This window comes from Neorhizobium fuzhouense, from assembly GCF_042611105.1.
Taxonomy (GTDB): domain Bacteria; phylum Pseudomonadota; class Alphaproteobacteria; order Rhizobiales; family Rhizobiaceae; genus Neorhizobium; species Neorhizobium galegae_A.
Genome location: NZ_JBHFFP010000010.1, coordinates 175,097 through 195,544, shown reverse-complemented (window position 1 = coordinate 195,544; position 20,448 = coordinate 175,097). Strand labels below are relative to the sequence as shown.

Annotated in this window: 19 protein-coding genes and 1 pseudogene; 11 read left to right on the top strand and 9 right to left on the bottom strand. The window is 59.2% G+C overall.

The window, feature by feature from the left end; translation table 11 throughout:
- Positions 1 to 69: 69 nt before the first annotated feature.
- Both ACEXP3_RS18115 and ACEXP3_RS18110 read right to left on the bottom strand, forming a co-directional pair.
- Entirely contained in the window at positions 70 to 885 is an 816-nt protein-coding gene (locus ACEXP3_RS18115; protein ID WP_377298495.1) for a DUF6030 family protein, read from the bottom strand.
- Positions 886 to 1,084: 199 nt separating this feature from the next.
- Positions 1,085 to 1,681 (bottom strand): transglutaminase-like cysteine peptidase, encoded by a 597-nt coding sequence (locus tag ACEXP3_RS18110; protein ID WP_377298494.1) that lies wholly within the window; start codon positions 1,679 to 1,681, stop codon positions 1,085 to 1,087.
- Positions 1,682 to 1,956: 275 nt separating this feature from the next.
- On the opposite strand from ACEXP3_RS18110, the gene ACEXP3_RS18105 reads away from it, so the two are divergent.
- The 5 genes from ACEXP3_RS18105 to ACEXP3_RS18085 all read left to right on the top strand — a co-directional run bounded on the left by ACEXP3_RS18105 (position 1,957) and on the right by ACEXP3_RS18085 (position 8,619).
- The gene (locus ACEXP3_RS18105) at positions 1,957 to 3,432 is read left to right on the top strand and encodes an O-antigen ligase family protein (protein WP_377298493.1); all 1,476 of its coding nucleotides are present in this window, start codon (positions 1,957 to 1,959) and stop codon (positions 3,430 to 3,432) included.
- Between the two features lie 140 nt (positions 3,433 to 3,572).
- The gene (locus ACEXP3_RS18100; protein ID WP_377298492.1) at positions 3,573 to 4,751 is read left to right on the top strand and encodes a polysaccharide biosynthesis/export family protein; all 1,179 of its coding nucleotides are present in this window, start codon (positions 3,573 to 3,575) and stop codon (positions 4,749 to 4,751) included.
- Between the two features lie 106 nt (positions 4,752 to 4,857).
- A complete protein-coding gene (locus ACEXP3_RS18095; protein ID WP_377298491.1) occupies positions 4,858 to 5,613 on the top strand; it encodes a hypothetical protein in 756 nt (251 codons plus the stop codon).
- A 32-nt stretch (positions 5,614 to 5,645) separates the two neighbouring features.
- On the top strand, positions 5,646 to 7,919 hold the full coding sequence (locus ACEXP3_RS18090; protein ID WP_377298490.1) for a GNVR domain-containing protein: 2,274 nt from the start codon (positions 5,646 to 5,648) through the stop codon (positions 7,917 to 7,919).
- Entirely contained in the window at positions 7,900 to 8,619 is a 720-nt protein-coding gene (locus tag ACEXP3_RS18085; RefSeq protein ID WP_377298489.1) for a hypothetical protein, read from the top strand. The genes ACEXP3_RS18090 and ACEXP3_RS18085 overlap by 20 nt, the downstream gene beginning before the upstream one ends.
- A gap of 144 nt (positions 8,620 to 8,763) precedes the next feature.
- On the opposite strand, the gene ACEXP3_RS18080 is transcribed toward ACEXP3_RS18085, so the two are convergent.
- Positions 8,764 to 9,585 carry a bifunctional allantoicase/(S)-ureidoglycine aminohydrolase gene (locus ACEXP3_RS18080; protein ID WP_377298488.1) on the bottom strand — a complete coding sequence of 274 codons (822 nt, stop codon included), beginning with the start codon at positions 9,583 to 9,585 and terminating at the stop codon, positions 8,764 to 8,766.
- A 543-nt stretch (positions 9,586 to 10,128) separates the two neighbouring features.
- Here ACEXP3_RS18080 and ACEXP3_RS18075 point away from each other — a divergent pair.
- Positions 10,129 to 11,922, top strand: a complete 1,794-nt coding sequence (locus tag ACEXP3_RS18075; protein WP_377298487.1) for an MFS transporter — start codon at positions 10,129 to 10,131, stop codon at positions 11,920 to 11,922.
- 291 nt (positions 11,923 to 12,213) lie between these two features.
- On the opposite strand, the gene ACEXP3_RS18070 is transcribed toward ACEXP3_RS18075, so the two are convergent.
- Complete coding sequence (locus ACEXP3_RS18070; protein ID WP_210103493.1) at positions 12,214 to 12,492, bottom strand: hypothetical protein; 279 nt, start codon at positions 12,490 to 12,492, stop codon at positions 12,214 to 12,216.
- A 141-nt stretch (positions 12,493 to 12,633) separates the two neighbouring features.
- Complete coding sequence (locus ACEXP3_RS18065; protein WP_210103494.1) at positions 12,634 to 14,067, bottom strand: aldehyde dehydrogenase family protein; 1,434 nt, start codon at positions 14,065 to 14,067, stop codon at positions 12,634 to 12,636.
- 580 nt (positions 14,068 to 14,647) lie between these two features.
- Between ACEXP3_RS18065 and ACEXP3_RS18060 the strand changes: the two genes are divergently transcribed.
- From ACEXP3_RS18060 to ACEXP3_RS18045, 4 genes are all read left to right on the top strand, one after another.
- Entirely contained in the window at positions 14,648 to 14,857 is a 210-nt protein-coding gene (locus ACEXP3_RS18060; RefSeq protein WP_210103495.1) for a cold-shock protein, read from the top strand.
- Positions 14,858 to 14,976: 119 nt separating this feature from the next.
- Positions 14,977 to 15,261: a cold-shock protein gene (locus ACEXP3_RS18055; RefSeq protein WP_210103496.1), complete on the top strand. Its 285-nt coding sequence runs from the start codon at positions 14,977 to 14,979 to the stop codon at positions 15,259 to 15,261.
- Between the two features lie 51 nt (positions 15,262 to 15,312).
- On the top strand, positions 15,313 to 15,555 hold the full coding sequence (gene rpsU / locus ACEXP3_RS18050; protein WP_210103497.1) for a 30S ribosomal protein S21: 243 nt from the start codon (positions 15,313 to 15,315) through the stop codon (positions 15,553 to 15,555).
- 45 nt (positions 15,556 to 15,600) lie between these two features.
- Positions 15,601 to 15,825, top strand: a complete 225-nt coding sequence (locus ACEXP3_RS18045; RefSeq protein ID WP_210103498.1) for a hypothetical protein — start codon at positions 15,601 to 15,603, stop codon at positions 15,823 to 15,825.
- 208 nt (positions 15,826 to 16,033) lie between these two features.
- Here ACEXP3_RS18045 and ACEXP3_RS18040 read toward each other — a convergent pair whose 3' ends face one another.
- Positions 16,034 to 16,369, bottom strand: a complete 336-nt coding sequence (locus ACEXP3_RS18040) for a hypothetical protein (protein ID WP_377298486.1) — start codon at positions 16,367 to 16,369, stop codon at positions 16,034 to 16,036.
- Between the two features lie 130 nt (positions 16,370 to 16,499).
- Positions 16,500 to 17,501 (bottom strand): LacI family DNA-binding transcriptional regulator, encoded by a 1,002-nt coding sequence (locus tag ACEXP3_RS18035; protein ID WP_377298485.1) that lies wholly within the window; start codon positions 17,499 to 17,501, stop codon positions 16,500 to 16,502.
- Between the two features lie 286 nt (positions 17,502 to 17,787).
- Here ACEXP3_RS18035 and ACEXP3_RS18030 point away from each other — a divergent pair, with 286 nt between their 5' ends.
- Positions 17,788 to 18,339, top strand: coding sequence for a sigma-70 family RNA polymerase sigma factor (locus tag ACEXP3_RS18030; RefSeq protein WP_210103501.1), 552 nt, complete (start codon positions 17,788 to 17,790; stop codon positions 18,337 to 18,339).
- A 341-nt stretch (positions 18,340 to 18,680) separates the two neighbouring features.
- Here ACEXP3_RS18030 and ACEXP3_RS18025 read toward each other — a convergent pair.
- Positions 18,681 to 18,989 (bottom strand): annotated as a pseudogene (locus ACEXP3_RS18025) (manganese catalase family protein); the annotation flags it as partial.
- A 111-nt stretch (positions 18,990 to 19,100) separates the two neighbouring features.
- Entirely contained in the window at positions 19,101 to 20,273 is a 1,173-nt protein-coding gene (gene glf, locus ACEXP3_RS18020) for a UDP-galactopyranose mutase (RefSeq protein ID WP_377298484.1), read from the bottom strand.
- Positions 20,274 to 20,448 lie beyond the last annotated feature (175 nt).

The following is a 20,448-nucleotide window of genomic DNA, read 5'->3' as shown; positions in this document are numbered from 1 at the left end:
TCTGCAAAGCTGTATCCGAAGGACATCGCGTAGCGGTCCATCCTAAAGGTGGTACTTCTCTTGCGCCCATCAAGGACGGGGTCCCTTGACGCTTTTCTTAGGATCAACGGCGCCCCGCAAGGTCTCGCCCTGGTCTTGGCGATGGCGGACAACGGAGACAGGCAAGGGGACGAATGCAGGCAATCTGCGCCGTTGTGCCAGGAGATTGAAGCGGCTCGGATCACTAAATTCAGGGCGAAAGCTCAGCCGCTGGTTTCCCATATAATAATAAAATTCCTGCCAGCCATCGATTTTTTCTCCAAGCATGGAAAACAGTTCTTCGTCCATGCCGAGGGGCTGCAGCGCCTTCCTCAAGATCTCCAGGCTCTGGTGTGCAATGGCTGTACCGTCCGACTGTCCCTTACTCAGTTTGGCACGCCACGCCGTGATCTCGCCCTCATCATTGCCCCGGATCTGGATGAAGACCGAGGGCGCATCTGCCTCCCGCGACAGAGCCCAGTACATCACGCATTGCCATGTACCTCCGCTTTCGGTGGAAAACTCCGGCGGATCCTGATCTGCAACGGCAAGGCTCAGGCACAGTTGCTCGGGCAGGTGAAAATCGATCATCGGGTCGCGCCTGTCATCGGCGGGCAGACCCAGGGGCCAGGATCTCAATGGTGCAGGCATGGTCTGCAGCATCTCTTGCCTTGCGGGATCAGAGGGGCGGGTCGGATATTCGATTCCGATCCTGTGCATCACCAGCTTGAGGTTTCTCCCGTCATTGGCAAGCATAACGACGGCCATTGTGACACTCGTCACCAACCCCAGCCAGAGCGCAAGACCCAACCGTTTCGGAGGCCGCGGTGGAGATCTCGAAGCTTCTTGGACGCTGCCATCAGACATATCAACTGGTCATTCGATCGGAGACACCATGCGTGCTCTTCACGTGTATCAGCATTTGCCGATGGTCAAGTCAAACCTTCATCACAAACAGGCAAGCGAATGTCTCCCACGGTCGATTGCCGAGTGTTTTACATCCGATCGGCCAGCATCGCCCGATTGTTGCAAGCGAGATTGCAAGGCGAACGCCACAAGGTCTTGTTCATTTCGTGCGCTGCAGGTCATTCCAAAAAAGAGGATTTGAGTCAGACTGAATTTTCAGCCAGACAAGGTCGGTATCGCGCCAGTTGCGGATCTCATTGGTGCGGTTGTCCAGCACGAGATCTCCCGATTCTGCACTGACCACGAGCACCGCATGGCCAACTCTGTTCGGCGTCATGGCGACAGCAACGCGCAGCTTGTTGACAGGCCATCCGAGCTTCGCCAGCCTGCTGCGCTTTGTCAGAACGTAATCCTCGCAGTCACCGCGAGACACGTTGAGGGTCCACTCATCCTGTCCGGGCGCATCGCTTTGAGGTGTAATCTCCCGATTGACCTGCAGATTGACGTTGAACAATTCCCGCATCAAGAGAGGCGTGAGGACCAGCTTGCGAGGCTCTGCCTCCTCCCGGCATTCTTCACCGTGCGCCACGCAGAAGGCGACGAATGCATAGGGCGCAAGCGTCGGCTTTGCCGAGACAATATGCGCGTTTTGCCGCGGCGCCGGGGCTGCCATACCGGCGGGCCCCACAGCGAAAGAGGGGGAAACATTGCTGACAAACATGGCGGCAGCAAAGGCTGCAAGCATAAAATTCTTCATCGCCGATCCCGTTGCACGTGGACGAAGCCGGTAGCGCCAAGTCCTGTGCTTTCGTTCTAGCGGGTCGAAAATGATGGGCGCTTAAGTCAATCTCTCAAATTTTAAGCGCCTGCATTTTTGTCATGAGCAAACAGCGGCCACACCGATGGAACGCCATCCTCAGAAACAAGGGGGCTGGGCAGTTTCCATCTTTTTACAAGTAATGTGTTGTGTTACCAGACTTGTGGATGCCGCCTCGAGTAGGGACTGGCCTGCCACGAACAACGGAGGCGGTTTTGACTGCTCGGCAAAACGCGCATGCCCCACATAAACTTGCAGCCGCATCTTCTGAGCGCCAGGAAGACAGCATTGCCGCGAAATGGTCGCGCAATGTCGCTATAGCATTTTTTGTATCTGCACTCTGTGTGGTGTATCTCTCCCATGGCGCAGTTTACCCGGAAGCGATCAGTATCAGCACATTGCTGATGTCTGTCTCGCTGATGCTCGGATATCTTACGCTTGGCGTTCCACCGGCCACGCGCAACGTCTTCCTCGGCATCTTGTGCATCTGGCTTTTTGTGGCGGCCTGGACAATCATGCAGGCCATGCCGCTGCCGGCTGGCATGACCGGAAATGCAGCCTGGCGGGTTCTCCAGGATATAGGTATTGCCTCACCCGAGTTCATTTCCCCTGCACCGGCCGACACATTGGCCGCCCTCGGCCCGATAAGCCTCCCTGCGATCACTCTCCTATCAGTCCTGATCCTCTTTCGGCGGGACACAGAAATTGAACGCGCGCTGCGCGTGTTCTGCGTGGCAGGAGGCCTGATGGCGGCCTTCGCCATCCTCCAGTTCATCGCATTCCCAAGAGCCTTGATGCTGACAGACAAACAATATTATCTCGGCTCTCTGACGGCACCGTTTGTAAACCGAAACACGGCGGCGACGTTCTACGGCGTGACGCTGGTGGCGATGATCTGCCAGCTCAAGGGCCTACGCGTGCGCCTTATCCCCGGTAGCGATCTGTTTTATCGGCGCGACGGCTGGACGCCGCTTGAAGCTGCCGGCTGGCTTCTGCTCTGTCTCGTGACGCTCACAGCTGTTGTGCTTACACAATCACGCGGAGGCGTTCTCGCGACAACGGTTGCATTGATGGGTCAGATCGCATTCAGTGTGTTCTTCCGCACTGACGGCAACCAGTCGACAGGTATTTCACAAGCCTGGACAGGCTTATCTGTCCAGCAACTGCTTAAAGCGGCAGCCTTTGCCGTTGTCGCGATTGTGGTCGTCGGTTTCTTTGCCGGGCGCGTGATGCTTCGTGCGCAAGTCCAGGGGCTGGATGACGGACGCGTCTGCGTCATACCCGGCATCCTTGCGGCCACCAGAGATCATCTGCTGGTCGGCGCTGGAGCAGGCGCCTTTCCAGTCTTATTCCCCGCCTATCGAGACGCAGCCTGTGGACTTAACGGCTATTGGCCAATGGCCCACAACTTCTATCTTGATGGGCTTCTGGCTCTGGGTTTACCATTTGTCGTGATAACTGGGTTTTTCATTGCTATGCTTGCAAGAGCGGTCGGAGTTGGACTGCGACGCCGCCGAAAAAAGCGCTCTATAGTTGCTGCCGCCGCGTGTGCCACCGTTCTTGTCTTGATCCATTCAGCAACGGACTTTTCGGTCCAGATTCCCGGCTTTTCGACATGGTGGGTTTTATTTCTAGGTCTTTGCCTAACGGTCGCATACGGGCGCAGAACCATGGTCAGAATAAAAAATTAACCAAATTTTGTGGTTTATTTGCTACAACCGTATTCAAGTTTTCTATAAAATAGTGCGTCGCAATAAAAAAATCTGGCGCTCAAAGGTTATCCGATATTCAGTATGAACAACCTCTCAATGATGTGGCGGGACGATTGGGGATGATGACAAATCGAATTTTAGCAATCGCGGTAGCGGGTCTTCTGGCAGGATGCACCTCCCTGCCCCGGTCCGGGCCGGATCAGCATGTTGTCGGTTCTGGCGCCGCCGTAACGGTGGGCACCGGCGACCAGAAGGTTGGCATTGATTATGCGCTGGTTGACATCAACAGCGCAGTTCTCAGCCACATATCAACGGCTCCTGAAGGCAGTTTGAGCAAGGGATTTGGCGCAACGCGTGATGGCATCCCGGACATCGTCCTCGGCGTGGGCGACGTCGTGCAGGTGTCGGTGTTTGAAGCGCAGGCCGGCGGCTTGTTCATTCCAGCCGACGCAGGCGCGCGGCCCGGAAACTATATCACCTTGCCGAGTCAAACCGTTGATCGCCAGGGCAATCTCAGCGTTCCTTACGCAGGCTCCGTGCGCGCCGCTGGTAAAACGGTCAGTGATCTGCAAATTGAAATCGCCAGCCGCTTGGCCAACCGCGCCATCGAGCCCCAGGTTGTGGTCTCCGTAAGTCAAAGTCACTCGATGGAAGCCGCGGTTCTGGGCGATGTCAATTCGCCGAAGAAGATCACGCTCAGCCCTTCTGGCGAGCGTATCCTTGACGTGATCTCCGAGGCTGGAGGCCTCAGCGCTGCCGCTGCGGAGACCACGATCACGCTTCAGCGTCGCGGAAAGCAGGCAACTGCCGCATATAATACATTGGCGCGGAATTCTGCAGAAAACATTTATGTTCAGCCAGGTGACACCATCATCGTCCGCCGTGACAAGCGAACGTATTTGGCATTCGGCGTGACGGGCCTGAGCGGCAGTTTTGACTTTGAAGATTCCGACCTGACGCTGGGCGACGCACTGGCGAAAGCGGGCGGTCTTCTCGACGACAAAGCAGAGCCGCGGGCAGTTCTTCTGTATCGCAACGAGAGCAAAAGCTTCCTGGCAAACCTTGGCGTTGACACGTCTCGTTTCAAGTCTGAAACTGTACCCGTGATCTTCCGCGCAAACCTTAGAGATCCGTCCGGCTTCTTTGCGGTGCAGAAATTCCCCATGCAGAACAAAGATGTGCTATACGTTTCTACATCGGACGCTGTTGAGTTGACAAAGTTCCTGACAATCTTGAATTCGGCCACATCTTCGGTCAATAACGTGGCAAATACACGCGACACTATTCGCAACCAGTAATAGGCACCTCGGTTTCGGCCGAAAAACTGAATTCGGTCAATCGACCAGCCAGACGTGATGATGTGTTCGGCATCAGCGCGCTGGAAGCTTGAAGAGGATTGCTCATATGGGCACTATGCTTAAAAAATCTCAGATCATCGTTTCCGGATTGGCACTGTTGTTGGCCGGGCAGGTTGCGGCTCAAACTCTGCCCGCCGACCAGGCGCCGGGGCCGACGGCTAACGGCGGAAACGCAGGCGCTCCGCCACCTTCTCCATCAACTACGGCCGTCGTTGCCGCATCGTCTGAGCAGCTTGCTGCCTTTCTTGCCAATCCACAAAGTCTTCTCACCACGCCTGCAGGGGAGCTTTCCACTTTCGTGGCTTCGCTTCTGCTTGCGGCAACGGCAGAGGGTAAGCTGACCGAGGCACTGACTGCCCTTCAGGCTGCGGGACAGACCGCAGACACGGCTCAGGCAGACGCAATGGTCAGAGGAGCAAATCTTGCAGCAGCGGCTCTGGCCGCCACGCAGAATCAGCTGGCCGCCGCCCAGATTCAGGTGGCTATTTCCTCCAGCAATCAACTGGCAGAGGCAGCGAAACGCCTGAACGCCAACTCAGGCGTCCGCACAGCTGAAACTCCGGCGTTTGGCGGCGAACCGACTGGAGTCATTGGCGCGGGCACAGGGGAACTAACAGGTGTAACCGGCGGAGACGGTGGCATCACAGGCACAACAGGTGGCGGCGCCACTGCAACAAATTCGACTTCCACCAGTAGCGGATCGGGCACTTTCTCCGGCTCCGACGGAGGAACGTCCTCGGGAAGTGGCAATAACAACAATGGCGGGGGCGGCACCTCTGTTAGCCCTACCGCGAACGGCTGATATCTCAACGATTCTACGATTAGGATGACCCGGTGAACCAACACCCTGTTTTTGTCACCAACCCAGATGCAGGCCAGGGTGAACCGGTTGCGCACGAGATCAATATTGACCAGCTTTTGGCGATTGCCCGGCGACAATGGATTGTTGTTGCCGCGGCAGTCGTATTTGCATTGGCGATTGGGACGTCCTACCTTCTCACCGCCGTCCCCCTTTTTACGGCGTCGACCAGCGTTCTGATTGACCGTGGCAACAGCGAGGTTGTCCAGCAGCTTTCAACGATCGGCGGCGTCTTAGATGACGAGGCATCTGTACTAAGCCAGGTCGAGCTTTTAAAATCCGACACGATTGGCCTCGCCACGGTCGACCGTTTGAAGCTGCAAAATAATCCCGAGTTCATGGCTTCCGGCGGGTCATTTCTCGCCACCATTAACTCCAGTATCAGGAGTTTACTTGCCTCTATTGGCCTGATATCAAGAGAAACTGGCGAACTTATTGACCCTGAAGAAGCGTTTCGTCGGTCTGCTCTTGCACGCCTTCAGGGTGGGCTGGCCATCCAGCGCGTTGGCCGAGCGTACGTTCTTGAAATCGACTTCACATCGCCGTCGCCGGGCATGGCCGCAGCGGTCGCCAATGCTGTTGCAGAGTCTTACATTAACGATAAGCTCGATGCAAAATATCAGGCAACCCGACGTGCCGGTGAATGGCTTCAGGATAGAATAGAGGAATTGCGTCAGCAATCGCTCGCTTCCGACCTCGCCGTACAGAAATTCAGAGCGGCCAATGGGCTTGTGACGGCAGGCAACGGACTTGTTTCCGATCAGCAACTGACCGAGTTGAACAGCGCGCTTATTGTTGCCCGGGCAGATACTGCGCGCGCACAGGCACGCTACGACCGTATTCAGGAGATATTGGCAAGCGGTCAGACGGATGCGATCGTCACCGATGCCCTTGACAGTTCCGTCATCAATACGTTGCGCCAAAAATTTTTGAACGCATCCAAACTGGAGTCCGAGATCTCTAAGCGACTTGGACCGGATCATGTGCAGGCTGTACGCCTTCGCCAGGAGATGTCGGAATATAACCGACTGATGTTTGATGAGTTGAAGCGGATTGCGGAAAGCTATCAGAGTGAGCTGGAAGTAGCCCGCTCCCGGGAACGCAACATCACCGAGGGCGTGCGCAAGGCGACGGGTGTCAGTGTCGCAGCAAGTGAAACACAGGTTCAGTTGCGTGAACTGGAGCGCTCGGCCGAGGCCTACAAGAATCTCTATCAGACATTTCTTCAGCGCTATCAGGAAGCGGTACAACAGCAGTCATTCCCCGTTACGGAGGCACGCGTCATTTCGAATGCTGTCGGGCCCGGTGTGCCGAGCAGTCCTCGCAGGCCTCTCGTCCTAGCGATATCTTTGGTGTTTGGATTGATTTTAGGGTGCGGTATCGCGGCCTTCCGGGAATTTCGTGATCGCTTCTTTCGCACCGGTGACCAAGTGCGTGATGTCCTGGGTGTCGAATATCTCGGTGCGACGCCGCAGATCGCCAAGAAGACTGATACCGCTGTAGCGGCGCCGGGTGAAAAGGATATTCACTTCCGGAGCAGTGTATCGAACTTCTCGATCAACTATCCGCTGTCTTCCTTTTCCGAAACGCTGCGAAGCTGCAAGATCGCAATCGACTTGAACATTACAAAGTCGAGCAAGATCGTCGGTTTGGTGTCCACCCTGCCTGGCGAAGGCAAGTCGACGATCGCCCTTAATCTGGCGCAGGTTCTGGCAAAGAGCGGGCGCACCCTGCTTATCGACGCCGATTTGCGCAATCCGGGCGCCACCCGTGCAATTGGGCAACATGCGCAGGCAGGGCTTATCCAGGTTTTGACGGAAGGCGTGCCTTACACCTCGCTTTTGCTGCATGATGCGACGTCAGGTCTCGATTTCCTTCCAGTGGTCGTGAAGCGTCGCATCACACACTCCTCCGAACTGCTGGCATCTCCCCAGATGCACCAACTGCTCACCCGTGTTTCGGCTGAATATGATTACGTCGTCCTTGACTTGCCACCGCTTGCACCTGTCGTTGACGCGCGTTCTATCGCTGGCCGTGTGGACGGTTTCATCATGGTGGTAGAATGGGGTGCGGTTTCTCGCAAGGTGGTCAAGCAGACACTGGTGACGGAACACCAGATTGCTGAACGGACGCTCGGCGTTGTCCTCAACAAGGTCGACGTGCAGAAGCTCAAGCTGTACCGCGAATACGGCTCGTCCGATTATTACAGCTCGCGTTACAGCTCCTACTATGTCGATCATGAAACGTGAGCCAGTCATCGCCGCGGCTTTGCTCGCGGCATTGGCGGCGGTGAACTATTCGCAGATGCGATTTTTGCCGATGGCAGCAGAATATCGGGATCTGCTGCAACTGAGAAGGCTCGCTTATGCGGGGGAACCCCTGTCGGCCCCCGCTGTTGATGACGCTCTGAGGAGATCTGACGCAATCGTTGCGTCGTGTAATCACGATGGCATCATCGCCCTCGTTGATCTTTTGACGTGGCAGGCAGACAAAATTACCCCGAGCGAAAACCGCGAGGCCTGGCTCGAAAAGCTGCGGCGGATCGATGACGTGTCGGTCAAGGGTCTGCAATGCGAACCGACGAACGGTTTTCTCTGGGCCCGGCTTGCATTTGTCCGCTGGTTTCTCGGGCGTCCGGCAACCGAGCAGGCGATGCTGCTCGGATATTCGCAAAGCTACGCGCCGTCGGAAATGCCCGCTATCACGGCGCGCATGGCGCAGTGGAAGCGCGTTTCCAGCGCCGTCCTTGATCTGGCGCATGGCCATGCCGAGGCCGACATCCGGACCATCCTCAATTATGCGCAGCCCGGCACTGCATTTGCGCAGCTTTCCGACCTGCCCCCGGCCCTTGCGGACATGTTGAAGACGCAGTTGCCCCTGGTTTCACCGGAACGCCTGGAGGCTCTCTTGAAGATCCCCGGTGCCGACAAGATTTTCATCGCCGAATAACGCCTCGTCGCGTTGAGCACCAGGGGGTGGCTGCATCTCCGCACATTGGGGCGATCCCCGTCCGATCAAGTAGGAGCCGGACATCTCTGAATCCTGACCCTGAAAATCCTGCCTTCGACCATGCCGCTGGCGGTCAGTAGCCCTTTACCAAAGATCCACGTGACGGTTGACGTCCTTGTAGAGGAGGTAGCGAAAGCGGCCCGGTCCACTGGCATAGCAGGCCTGCGGGCAGAAGGCGCGAAGCCACATGAAGTCGCCGGCTTCCACCTCCACCCAGTCGGAATTCAGCCGGTAGACAGCCTTCCCTTCCAGCACATAGAGGCCGTGCTCCATCACATGGGTTTCCATGAAGGGAATGGTGCCGCCGGGTTCAAACGTGACGATATTCAGGTGCATGTCATAGCGGATATCGGACGGATCGATGAAGCGGGTCGTGCCCCAGGCGCCATTGGTATCCGGCATATGGGCAATCTCATGCTCGCTCTCATGGGAAAAGATTGCAGGCGGCCGTTCCAGGCCTTCAACCGCCTGGAATGCCTTGCGCACCCAGTGGAATTTTGCCGGCGCCTGCGAGCCATTTTTGATCGTCCATGCGGAGCCTGCCGGCAGATAGGCAAAGGAGCCTTCCCGCAACGCATGCGGCGTCCCGTCAAGGGTGATGGTGAATTCACCCTCGACAACGAAAATGGCCGCCTGCGCCTTGGCATTGGGCTCCGGCTGGGCGCTGCCGCCGCCAGGCGCCACTTCCACGATATACTGCGCGAATGTCTCGGAAAAACCGGTCATCGGGCGGGCAATGATCCAGGCGCGGCTGTCGGTCCAGTGCGGCAGGAGGCTGGTGACGATATCGGTCATCACGCGGCGGGGAATGACGGCATAGGCCGTCGTGAACACGGCCTTGCTGGACAAAAGCTCGGTCTGCCCCGGCAGGCCACCCATGTTTGCATAATATCGTCTGTTATCCATCAACCTGTTCCCGTCACTCATGCTCTTTTGCCACCGGGACGCACACATCGAACCGGCGCCCGATACAGTCATATCGCCAAGCGGTGACAAGGCCAAGCGCAGGGGCTCTCGCGGGCAGCCAAGGAACGGCATCTTTCCGCTTACGGACCGCAGGACGCCCGCCTGCCCTTCCACGCTTAGCACCGGCCGTTCAACGCCGGCAGCAGGCTGCATTGCTCCGCCTTCGCAAGGCGTCTGTGGATAAGGCGGCGTCCCGATCACCCCTTAGACCAAAGTCGTTCTGATCGGCATATTTGGGTTGTGTTAAATAGGATGTCTTCCTGTCCGTCCCCTTCGTCGGGGGCAGATGCGAAAGAGCCACCGCCGACCTTTCTGTCGGCGGGGCCAAGGAGGGGCGGATCGCTTGGGCGATACCGTTTTGCATCTTTCGCCCGGGTGAGGACCGGAACGGGAGCCGCCAGCGGTCTGAGAGGTGGCCGTCCGCGGGGGAAATTTGAGTGGATTTGGCCAGCCGGGAGGCTGGAAAGCCAGGAGGAGGCATACATGGCAGCAGTAGAAATGAGTGCCCGCGACCGTTCGCGGCCCATGACAGGCGAGGAGAAGAAGGTCATCATGGCCTCTTCCGCCGGCACCATCTTTGAATGGTACGACTTCTATCTTTACGGCTCGCTTGCCGCCATTATCGGCGCGCAGTATTTCACCGCCTTCCCGGAAGCCACTCGTAACGTCTTTGCCCTTCTTGCCTTTGCGGCAGGATTTATCGTGCGCCCGTTCGGCGCCCTCGTCTTCGGCGCGCTGGGCGACGTCGTCGGACGCAAATACACCTTCCTGATGACCATTCTCATCATGGGCCTGTCGACCTTCCTGGTCGGCCTGCTGCCTGGCTATAACAGCTGGGGTGCCGCCGCACCGATCATCCTGATTGCGCTTCGCATGCTGCAGGGCCTGGCGCTCGGCGGGGAATATGGCGGTGCCGCGGTCTATGTGGCCGAGCACGCACCGGCCAACCAGCGCGGCTATTTCACCGCCTTCATCCAGACCACGGCAACGCTTGGGCTTCTGCTGTCGCTGATCGTCATCCTCGGCGTTCAGAGCTATGTGAACGCCAACTGGGCCCCGACCGCTGTCCTCGATGCCGCCGGTGCCGCCGTGATGAACCCGGACGGAACGGCCAAGATGATCAAGGCCTTCGACCTCTGGGGCTGGCGCGTTCCCTTCCTGGGCTCGATCCTGCTTCTGCTGGTCTCGCTCTATATCCGCATGCAGATGAACGAATCGCCCGCCTTCAAGAAGATGAAGGAAGAGGGGGCGGCCTCCAAGGCACCGCTGCGCGAAGCCTTCGGCACCTGGAAGAACGGCAAGTTCGCCCTCATCGCGCTCTTCGGGCTTGTCGCAGGCCAGGCGGTCGTCTGGTATTCCGGCCAGTTCTACGCCCTGTTCTTCCTGCAGAACGTCATCAAGGTCGACAGCTTCACCGCCAACGTCATGGTGGCCTGGTCGCTGATCCTCGGCACCGGCGGCTTCCTGTTCTTCGGGTCGCTGTCGGACAAGATCGGCCGCAAGCCGATCATCCTTGCCGGCTGCCTGATTGCCGCGCTCACCTACAAGTTCGTCTTCCCGCTCCTGACGGAGACGGCGAACCCGGCGCTGCATGCGGCCCAGCAGACGGCCATCACCGTAACCTCGGCTCCTGGCGATTGCTCGTTCCAGTTCAACCCGGTCGGCACCGCCAAGTTCACCTCGTCCTGCGACATCGCCAAGTCCACCCTTGCGCGCTCTTCGGTGAACTATACCTCCGTTCAGGATCCGGCTGTCACGACGGCACAGATCAAGATCGGCGAGACGGTTATCCCGTCCTATGACGTGAGCAAACTGGCCGGCGATGCCGCCAAGGCAACGCCTGCCGCCTTCACCAAGTCGGTCAATGACGCGCTGACAGCTGCCGGCTATCCGCTGGTCGCTGACAAGAACACGACGGTCATCCGCGCCTCGAACTTCTTCGACATCTTCACCGGCCAGAAACTCGGGGTCGTGCTGATCCTCACCTACCTCATCCTGCTGGTGACGATGGTCTATGCGCCCATTGCCGCCATGCTGGTGGAACTCTTCCCCACCCGCATCCGCTATTCGGGCCTGTCGCTGCCGTATCACATCGGCAATGGCTGGTTCGGTGGTCTGATGCCGGCCACCGCCTTCGCCATCTCGGCCCAGACCGGCAACGTCTATGGCGGCCTGTGGTATCCGATCATCATCGCCGGCGCGACGGTTGTCATCGGCGCGCTGCTGGTGCCGGGCAATACCCACAAGAAGGACATCTTTGCGGACGACGTGAAATGATCCACAGCGAAGCCGGTCCCTCGACCGGCTTCCTATGACATTGCGCAGAACAGACAGGCTGGCCCCCCGCCAGCCTGTTTCCGTTTGGCAAGCGTGCGACCTCGCGCGCCCAAAATCCTGCTGATACTTATTTCACGGATTCACGGAAGAAGGTCCGGGCCAACGGAGCAACCGGTCCGGTCAAGGAAGCGTACGTTACAGAAGAGCGCGATGCTGCAACGCCGCCTTGGAGCATTTTGTTTTAACGCATTTCCGGACGGAAAACCGTTTCACACTTTTCCTGGAAATGCTCTAGCGGCTGCGCCGTTCCCAAAGGGTCCAGCCGGCCAGAAAGACGGCAAGGATGACGGCATTGGCGAGGATGCCCGACAGCACCGCCGAAAGCCGAGTGGCGCCAACAGCGCCGGCTTCCGTGGTGAGCGGCAGCAGAATGGCAACGAAGACCACCCCCATGGCAAGCGGTGCGCGCATGCCCATGCTGTGGCGTGTTCGCACGGCCGTGACGAGCAGAAAGAAAATCAATCCGATCCGGAATGGATCCGTAAGCTGAGTACCAAGCAGTTCGATCATGCGGGACATTTCCTCCTCACCCCGCCTGCAAGGTTTCACAGGCGGGCGGAGCGGGCAAGCGCTGACACACGATAAGCCCAAACAAAAAGCCGGCGGAGAGAGGATCCCCGCCGGCCCGCATTCTCTCTGATGTCGTGGCGATCAGGCCAGCGTATAGGCCGTCTTCACCACGGTGAAGAATTCGGCGGCATACTTGCCCTGTTCGCGCGAGCCGAAGGACGAGGCCTTGCGACCACCGAAGGGCACGTGGAAATCGACGCCCGCCGTCGGCAGGTTGACCATGACCATGCCAGCTTCCGAATTGCGCTTGAAGTGGGTGGCGTGCTTCAGGCTGGTGGTCGCGATACCGGCAGACAGGCCGAAGGGCGTGTCATTGGCCGTGGCAAGCGCCTCTTCATAATCCTTGACACGGATGACGGCGGCAACAGGTCCGAAGATTTCCTCGCGCGAAATACGCATCTGGTTGGTGGCTTCGGTAAACAGCGCCGGCTGAAGATAGAAGCCGGGGGTTTCGCGCTCCAGGATCTTGCCGCCGAAGGCAAGCTTTGCGCCTTCCTGCTGGCCGATCTCGATGTAATCGGTATCCTGCTTGAGCTGCTTTTCATCCACGACCGGGCCGATATGCGTGCCGGCCTTCAGGGCGTTGTCGATGGTGAGCGACTGCAGCTTTTCCGTCAGCGCTGCCACGAAGCGATCATGGATGCCTTCCGTGACGATCAGGCGCGACGATGCCGTGCAACGCTGGCCGGTGGAGAAGAAGCCGGAATTGGCCGCGGCTTCGACGGCAACCGTCAGGTCGGCGTCATCGAGCACCACCATCGGGTTCTTGCCGCCCATTTCCAACTGGAACTTGCGGTTATGCTCGACGGAGGCGAGCGCCACACGCTTGCCGGTACCGGTGGAGCCGGTGAAGGTAATGCCGTTGACCTTCGGGCTGTCGAGGATCACCTGGCCAACGACGGAGCCACGGCCCATCACGAGGTTCAGCACGCCCTTCGGCAGACCGGCGCGGTGCAGGATATCGACGATGGCCCATGAGCAGCCCGGCACCAGATCGGCCGGCTTGAACACCACCGTATTGCCGTAGCAGAGCGCCGGGGCGATCTTCCAGGCGGGGATGGCGATCGGAAAATTCCACGGCGTGATGATGCCGATGACGCCGAGCGGCTCGCGGGTGATTTCGACGCCGATATTGGGACGGGCGGAGGGCACCATTTCGCCGGTCAGGCGCAGCGCTTCGCCGGCAAAGAAATCAAAGATCTGCGCGGCGCGGATGGTCTCGCCGATGCCTTCAGCGAGCGTCTTGCCCTCTTCGCGAGCGAGCAGACGGCCAAGCTCGTCCTTGCGCGCCAGGATCTCGTCCGCCGTCTTCTTGAGGATGGCGTGGCGCTCCAGAATGCCCGAGCGCGACCAGGCCGGGAATGCTGCCTGCGCCGCCTCGATGGCGGCCTTGGCATCCTCTGCCGTCGCCTGTGCATAAAGGCCGACAACATCCTTGGTGTCGGACGGGTTGATGTTTTCCGATGCCTCACTGCCGACCCACTCGCCGGCAATCAGGTTCTGGTGAATGGTCATGGAGCCTCCTTCGGCGTTTTCGCCGTGATATTTAACTGATCGACAGACAGGGCCGCCGGATGATGGAACAATGGCCTGCCGGCTGCCCTGCATGCAAGGGCTGATTGTCGCGATTCGGTTCTGGCAACGCGCGATGCACGCACCACCCACAGGCTCTGGGCATAAAGGGGCATGGAGCATCCGGCGTCAAGATTATCTATCATACATTGCGCCAAAGTTATATGACAAGCTTCGTTGATGGCGAAATTGCCTCTCTGGACCCTTGCCTTCTTAACGCTCAGGTTGTAGTCCGCACCCAATCCGGCACGGTGCGACCTTTTGGGACCGCACCCGAAAACGCGCTGCAAAACCTCGAATTTCAAAGGGATAGGCGGCCGCGGCAACGCGATCTTTTGCACCGCAAGAAATTTTATTTCGCGAAATCTGTTGCCATTTCCGGAAATTAGCATACATTGTCGTCATCGAACTTGGTTGTGACTTTGTCCGAGAGCTAAGGCGCTCTGTCGATTTCCTTTCAAAATATCGATCAGCCCGGCGGGTTTCGCGTCGGGATAACTTGCGATTGACAAAGGAGATCGTCATGAACACTGGTACCGTAAAGTGGTTTAACAGCACCAAGGGCTTCGGCTTCATTCAGCCTGACAACGGCGGCGCGGACGTTTTCGTCCACATCTCTGCCGTTGAGCGCTCTGGCCTGCGCGGCCTGGCCGATGGCCAGAAGATCCGTTACGACATCGTCCAGGACAAGCGCTCGGGCAAGAGCTCGGCCGACAACCTGCAGGCGGCTTGATATTGTCATTCGCCCTAGCCGACCACGGATGTACTGGCGGTTAATCGGCTGAGTGACTTGAGGAGGTCGGGTTAACGCCCGGCCTTTTTGTTTTACGCGAGCACGTCGGGAGATGCGCGATGAGCAGACCGACTTATTCCGTCGGAGACATGATTGTCTTGAAGGCGGCAGCAGGCTCGAGGCAGGAGCGGACGGACATTTGCCGCATATCGGCTGTCATGCCCTCTGCCTATGGACATGCGCAATACCGGATCCGGTTCGAGAACGAAACGTTCGACCGTCGGATCATCGAGAGCGATATCGATCCTGAAAAGTCGACACGCTCTGCAATGCAAGAGAAGGCCGTCTCGCCCGCAAAGGGCAATTCGTGGCTCAATCCCGCCTCGATGAAGATCGGCAAGTAACCACCACAAGATGCACATAATGGCCTTAGCGGCCGTGCAAAAGGAGATGTTTTGCAGGTTCTGGTAAGAGACAACAACGTAGACCAGGCACTTCGGGTGCTGAAGAAGAAGTTGCAGCGCGAAGGTGTCTTTCGCGAAATGAAGGCGCGCAGCGCCTATGAAAAGCCGTCGGAAAAGCGCGCCCGCGAAAAGTCGGAAGCCATTCGTCGGCAGCGCAAGCTGGCGCGCAAGAAGATGCAGCGCGAAGGCCTGCTGCCCATGCCCAAGAAGGTTGCCGTCCGCGGCCGTCGCTAAATTTCGCTCCGTACCGTCCCTCACCCCTTTGCGAGAGGAGCCAAGATGACTGCCACGAAAGACGTTTTCTTCAAGCCCGGCAAGGTCTCTGCCCGTGAAAAGGCCGAAACCACCGACCACACCGCCCGCGCGATCATCGACGCGGAATCGGTCGCACGCGACAAGAAGACCGAACGCCTGAAGCAGGCACGCCTCGCCAAGGAAGCGGAAGAGACGGTGGAAGACGCGCCGAAGGCCGCAAAACCCCGCAAGGCCGCTTCCAAGAAGTAGGCTCACGCGTTCTGCTGCTTTCCAGAAAAAGGCCGCGCCCCTTCGGGCGGCGGCCTTTTTGGTTTGGCGCCGACACTCGCCCGCTACGAGCCCGCTACGGGATCGGCATGTTTCTCCCAGGCAAAGCCAGGACTGATCCGCCCCGCCCCTGTCCTGTGGGCGTGCCTCATTGCGAGCGTCGCAAAAATCCTGCGGGCAGCGCCTCTGATCAGCCGCCGGAGCCTGCGTTCGGCGCCTGTGTTGCGCCCGGCAGATCGCCGGGCCGTATTACCGGCGTTTCACCGACCGACGGGGCCGGTTCGACAAGCCCCTGGTCCCCAAGGGGCGGCGCCTTCAGGACGCCGTTGCAATCGGCAAGGTCAGGTGCCCTGCCCTGCCCGCTGCGCCCGGTCTCTGCGGATGGCTGACCCTGCTGTGCCGGCGGCAGGGTGCATTTTTCGGCAGACGGGGCCGGGCTGCCCTCCTGGGCAAGTGCCGGTCCGGTGGCCAATGCGCCGGCAGACAGGCCAAGGCTTAAGACTGTGGTGAGGATCAAACGGTGCATGGGATGTCTCCTTCCATCCCCTCAACACCGGCGAGCGTCGGCCGTTCCCGCAAAACCGTTCAAATCTCCAATGGGTAGCGATCAAGCCGCGGATCCGCCCTGCCGGCAAAGCCCGCCCCGCAATCCGGCGTCACGTCTTGCCGCGAAAACTGTCGCGATAGACGATGAGGGGGATGACCCGCTCCACATCCGGTTCTGCGTCGGGGTTTGCCAGCCGCCGCTCGAGCAGGTCGACCGCCCGTCTCGCCATGACATCCGGATCCTGACGAAAGGTGGTGAGGCGGTAGTTGAGCCAGGCGGCCTCCGGCACATCGTCAAAGCCGATCACCGCCAGATCATCGGGCACGGCAAGGCCTGCCTCCAGCCGCATCACATCCATCAGTCCAAAGGCGATGAGATCGTTGGCGCAGAACACCGCATCCGGCAGGTCCTCTCTATCCGCCATCAGCTGGCGTGCCGCCACGACGCCGCTGTCGTAATCGGAATCGCGACCGCGCGCGACGCGCACCGTAAATCCGGCCGCTTCGACCGCGGCAACGAAGGCGGTTTCCCGCTCCAGAATGGCCGGCGTTGCGGAATGGGAGCCGGCAAAGGCGAAACGCCGCCGTCCGGCCTTAAGGAAGGCAAGGGCTGCCTGCTGCGACGCCTCGGAATTTCCCGCCCGCACATGGTCGGCATCGGGCTCCGAGCGGCCGATCATCACCACCGGCTGGCCATTGCGCCGGGCAAGCTCGAAGAAGCTCGCCGGTGGCGATCCCGAGAGAATGATGGTGGCTTCGGCGCGGTGACCGATCAGCATTTTCTGCGCCGCCACCAGTTCCTCTTCCGTCTGCCCTGTGTTGATGAGGATCGGCAGATTGCCGCGCTTTATCAGCACCTTGGACAGCGCTGCCGTGAGATGGGCGCGAAAACCCACTTCCGGGCGCGTCGCAACGATGCCCACCAGCCGGCTTTGGTTGTTGAGGACGCCGCGCGCCAGATCGTTGACATGGTAGCCGAGTTCCTGGGCCGCCTGCATCACCTTTTCGCGCGTCGCAGGGGACACGCTGGCGCCGGGCGTGAAGGTGCGCGAAACGGCCGAACGCGACACACCGGCCCGCCGCGCCACTTGCTCGGCACTGACGAAACGCATGCGAGGGCCTCTGCCGTTTTTCATTCCGTTCACTCGTCACAGTGGAGGCCGCCAACATCATGGATGCCGGTCAACCGAAGACTTCCCGCACAGGCGTGCAACACCTGGTCAAATGTCTTAGAACCTCTGTCTGACAGTCGAATGACAGGGTTTCCCGCGAAGGCACCGGCCCGGCCATGCAGTTTCACCCGGCATTTTGCTGATAAATTATCAGTTTGACGGAAAGGGAAGGAACCAAGACGCAAGCCTCGGATTGTCCTCGATTGAGGGTAGAAGGAAGCCGCATATGTTCATCGATCCTGCACTGGCCCATCTTGGTGCTGCGCGCCTGTCTTCAAACGACGTGGACTACGCAGAAGCCGCACAGGCCCGCATCCGTGCCGAAATGATCGAACTGATCCCGGCGCTGAAGGCATTTGCTCGACGCCTTGACCGGAGCCCGACCAATGTCGATGACCTTGTGCAGGAGACCCTGATGCGGGCGCTTGCCAATCTGGACAAGTTCCAGGAGGGCACCAGCCTCAAATCCTGGCTCTTCACCATCCTGCGCAATACGTTCTGCACGAAGTTCGGCCTTGCCAAGCGTGAGGTGATCGGCATGGATGACTGCGCCTCTGCCCGCCCGACCGTCAATGCGCCGCAGGAATGGGCCGTGCGCGCGCGCGAATTTCACCGCGCCCTGCTCGACCTTCCGCAACACTATCGCGATGCGGTGGACATCATCCTGATCCAGGGCGAGAGCTATGAAGTGGCGGCCGAACGCTGCGGCTGCCCGGTCGGCACGATCAAGAGCCGCGTCAACCGCGCCCGCGCGCATCTTGCCGAGCAACTCGGCTGACGGGCGTTCAAGCCCTCCTGAGTCTTCCTGAAAAATAAGACGATCCGGATGCCCCCCGCCTTTACTGCGTAATGGCATGCGGGCTCGGTTGTCCCGGCTCATCGCCGCTTTGGGTAAACGGGCGGGAGGTGAGAAAAAACAGGGCGACAAGAGCGACCACCGCCACCAAGATAATCCAGCTTCGTTTCATGCGATCACCTCAACGAGAATAGAATAAAGAAGCCGAAGCCGGATGTGTCGGGGCACGTCCGGCTTCGGCGCATCTGCGATCGCGTCCGCCGTTACATCTGTTCGGACTGAGCACCGCTGTTGGGCTTGGCCGTGCCAAGGTTCGGCTTCTCGCCAAGCGCCATGCTGGAGACCGGATCCTGCGCCACGGCTTCCTTCTCTGACAGCGGTGCGCCTTCCAGATTGAGCGCAACAGCCGTTGCCAGCATTTCGATATGGCCAAGCTCTTCGGTTGCCGTGTTCATCAGCATGTCGCGGAATTTGGGATTGCCGCGCGCGCCGCAGGCTTGGAAGAAATACTGCATTGCCACGCGGATTTGCCCTTCCACGTCGCCGATAGCCTGCTGAAGCGCACGCGCAAACAGGGGATCGGGCTTGTCGACGCGGACCGGATACTGCAGCTTGCCGTCGGTATAAAACATGTCTCTCCTTCAAGTTGGTTTCGTCAGCCCAACAAGACGGATGTGGGGATGTTCCCTGCCAACTGGGCGCCGCCGGCCGATCCGGAAAAGCGGCGGCGCCAGCCGATGCCGTCAGCCGGCGATCGCTGCCCGTTCCGACGCAAAGAAGCGCGGCAGGATGTCAGCCTCGAAGCTCTTGAGGGCCGCCCCGATCGCCTGGTGCATGTCGAGATAGCGATAGGTGCCAAGCCGCCCGCCAAAAACCACATCCTTTTCCTGTTCGGCGAGGTTGCGGTAGGCAAGGTAGGTCAGCTTGTCCTGCATGGTATCGATCGGATAATAGGGCTCGTCGGCGCGGGTGGCGGAGCGCGAATATTCGCGCACGATCACCGATTTTTCGCTCTGATAGGCCCGCTCCGGGTTGAAATGGCGAAACTCCAGAATGCGCGTGAACGGCACGTCCTCATCGGCATAGTTCATCACGGCCGTGCCCTGAAAATCGCCGGTGCTGACCACCTCTTCCTCGAAATCGATGGTGCGCCATTTGAGTTCGCCGGCGCGGTAGTCGAAATAGCGGTCGATCGGGCCGGTATAGACCACCGGCTTGCCCTTGGGGATTTCGCCCTTCACGGCAAAATAATCGGTGTTGAGGCGGATATCGATCAGCGGATTAGACAGCATGCGCTCAAAGATCGCCGTATAGCCATCGACCGGCAGGCCTTCGTAAGCGTCGTTGAAATAGCGGTTGTCGAAATTGTAGCGCACCGGAAGCCGGGTGATGATGGATTCGGGCAGATCGCGCGGGTCGGTCTGCCACTGCTTGGCGGTATAGCCGCGGATGAAGGCCTCGTAGAGCGGCCGACCGATCAGCGAGATCGCCTTTTCCTCGAGATTCTGCGGCGCCCGGTCGCCAAGCTCGGCGGCCTGCTCGGCAATCAGCGCCCGCGCCTCAGCCGGATCAAGATGCCGGCCGAAGAACTGGCAGATCGTGCCGAGATTGATCGGCATCGAATAGATCTGGTTCTTGTGCGAGGTGAACACGCGGTGGCGATAATCGGTGAAGCGGGTGAAACGGTTGAGATAATCCCACACGGTCTTGTTGGGTGTATGGAACAGGTGGGCGCCATACTTGTGCACCTCTATCCCGGTTTCACGATCGTTTTCGCTATAGGCATTGCCACCAATATGGTGGCGGCGGTCGATGATCAGCACCCGCTTGCCCAGTTCGCTTGCCGTGCGCTCGGCGATGGTGGCACCGAAAAAGCCGGCACCGACGATTATCAGGTCATAGTCACGAAAGCTCACGGGCGTCTCCCCAGGACGGATGGATGCGCGCGGCGCGGCGGCCGCAATCTCAACCGCATAGCGGCGCAGGCTTTCGCAGCGCTTGCGAGAGCGCCTGAGAGAATGTGTACAGCTTGTACTTTTCATTTGCGCCGCTTGCGCACGAGGGGCATGTTCGGTCGAATTCAGGCACACA

What these genes read in the sequence shown, in the direction of transcription:
- ACEXP3_RS18115 (WP_377298495.1), bottom strand. Translation starts at nt 885, where the DNA reads ATGTCTGATGGCAGCGTCCAAGAAGCTTCGAGATCTCCACCGCGGCCT.
- ACEXP3_RS18030 (WP_210103501.1), top strand. Translation starts at nt 17,788, where the DNA reads ATGTTCATCGATCCTGCACTGGCCCATCTTGGTGCTGCGCGCCTGTCT.
- ACEXP3_RS18070 (WP_210103493.1), bottom strand. Translation starts at nt 12,492, where the DNA reads ATGATCGAACTGCTTGGTACTCAGCTTACGGATCCATTCCGGATCGGA.
- ACEXP3_RS18095 (WP_377298491.1), top strand. Translation starts at nt 4,858, where the DNA reads ATGGGCACTATGCTTAAAAAATCTCAGATCATCGTTTCCGGATTGGCA.
- ACEXP3_RS18080 (WP_377298488.1), bottom strand. Translation starts at nt 9,585, where the DNA reads ATGGATAACAGACGATATTATGCAAACATGGGTGGCCTGCCGGGGCAG.
- ACEXP3_RS18110 (WP_377298494.1), bottom strand. Translation starts at nt 1,681, where the DNA reads ATGAAGAATTTTATGCTTGCAGCCTTTGCTGCCGCCATGTTTGTCAGC.
- ACEXP3_RS18065 (WP_210103494.1), bottom strand. Translation starts at nt 14,067, where the DNA reads ATGACCATTCACCAGAACCTGATTGCCGGCGAGTGGGTCGGCAGTGAG.
- ACEXP3_RS18060 (WP_210103495.1), top strand. Translation starts at nt 14,648, where the DNA reads ATGAACACTGGTACCGTAAAGTGGTTTAACAGCACCAAGGGCTTCGGC.
- ACEXP3_RS18040 (WP_377298486.1), bottom strand. Translation starts at nt 16,369, where the DNA reads ATGCACCGTTTGATCCTCACCACAGTCTTAAGCCTTGGCCTGTCTGCC.
- ACEXP3_RS18085 (WP_377298489.1), top strand. Translation starts at nt 7,900, where the DNA reads ATGTCGATCATGAAACGTGAGCCAGTCATCGCCGCGGCTTTGCTCGCG.
- ACEXP3_RS18100 (WP_377298492.1), top strand. Translation starts at nt 3,573, where the DNA reads ATGATGACAAATCGAATTTTAGCAATCGCGGTAGCGGGTCTTCTGGCA.
- ACEXP3_RS18045 (WP_210103498.1), top strand. Translation starts at nt 15,601, where the DNA reads ATGACTGCCACGAAAGACGTTTTCTTCAAGCCCGGCAAGGTCTCTGCC.
- ACEXP3_RS18055 (WP_210103496.1), top strand. Translation starts at nt 14,977, where the DNA reads ATGAGCAGACCGACTTATTCCGTCGGAGACATGATTGTCTTGAAGGCG.
- ACEXP3_RS18075 (WP_377298487.1), top strand. Translation starts at nt 10,129, where the DNA reads ATGGCAGCAGTAGAAATGAGTGCCCGCGACCGTTCGCGGCCCATGACA.
- ACEXP3_RS18035 (WP_377298485.1), bottom strand. Translation starts at nt 17,501, where the DNA reads ATGCGTTTCGTCAGTGCCGAGCAAGTGGCGCGGCGGGCCGGTGTGTCG.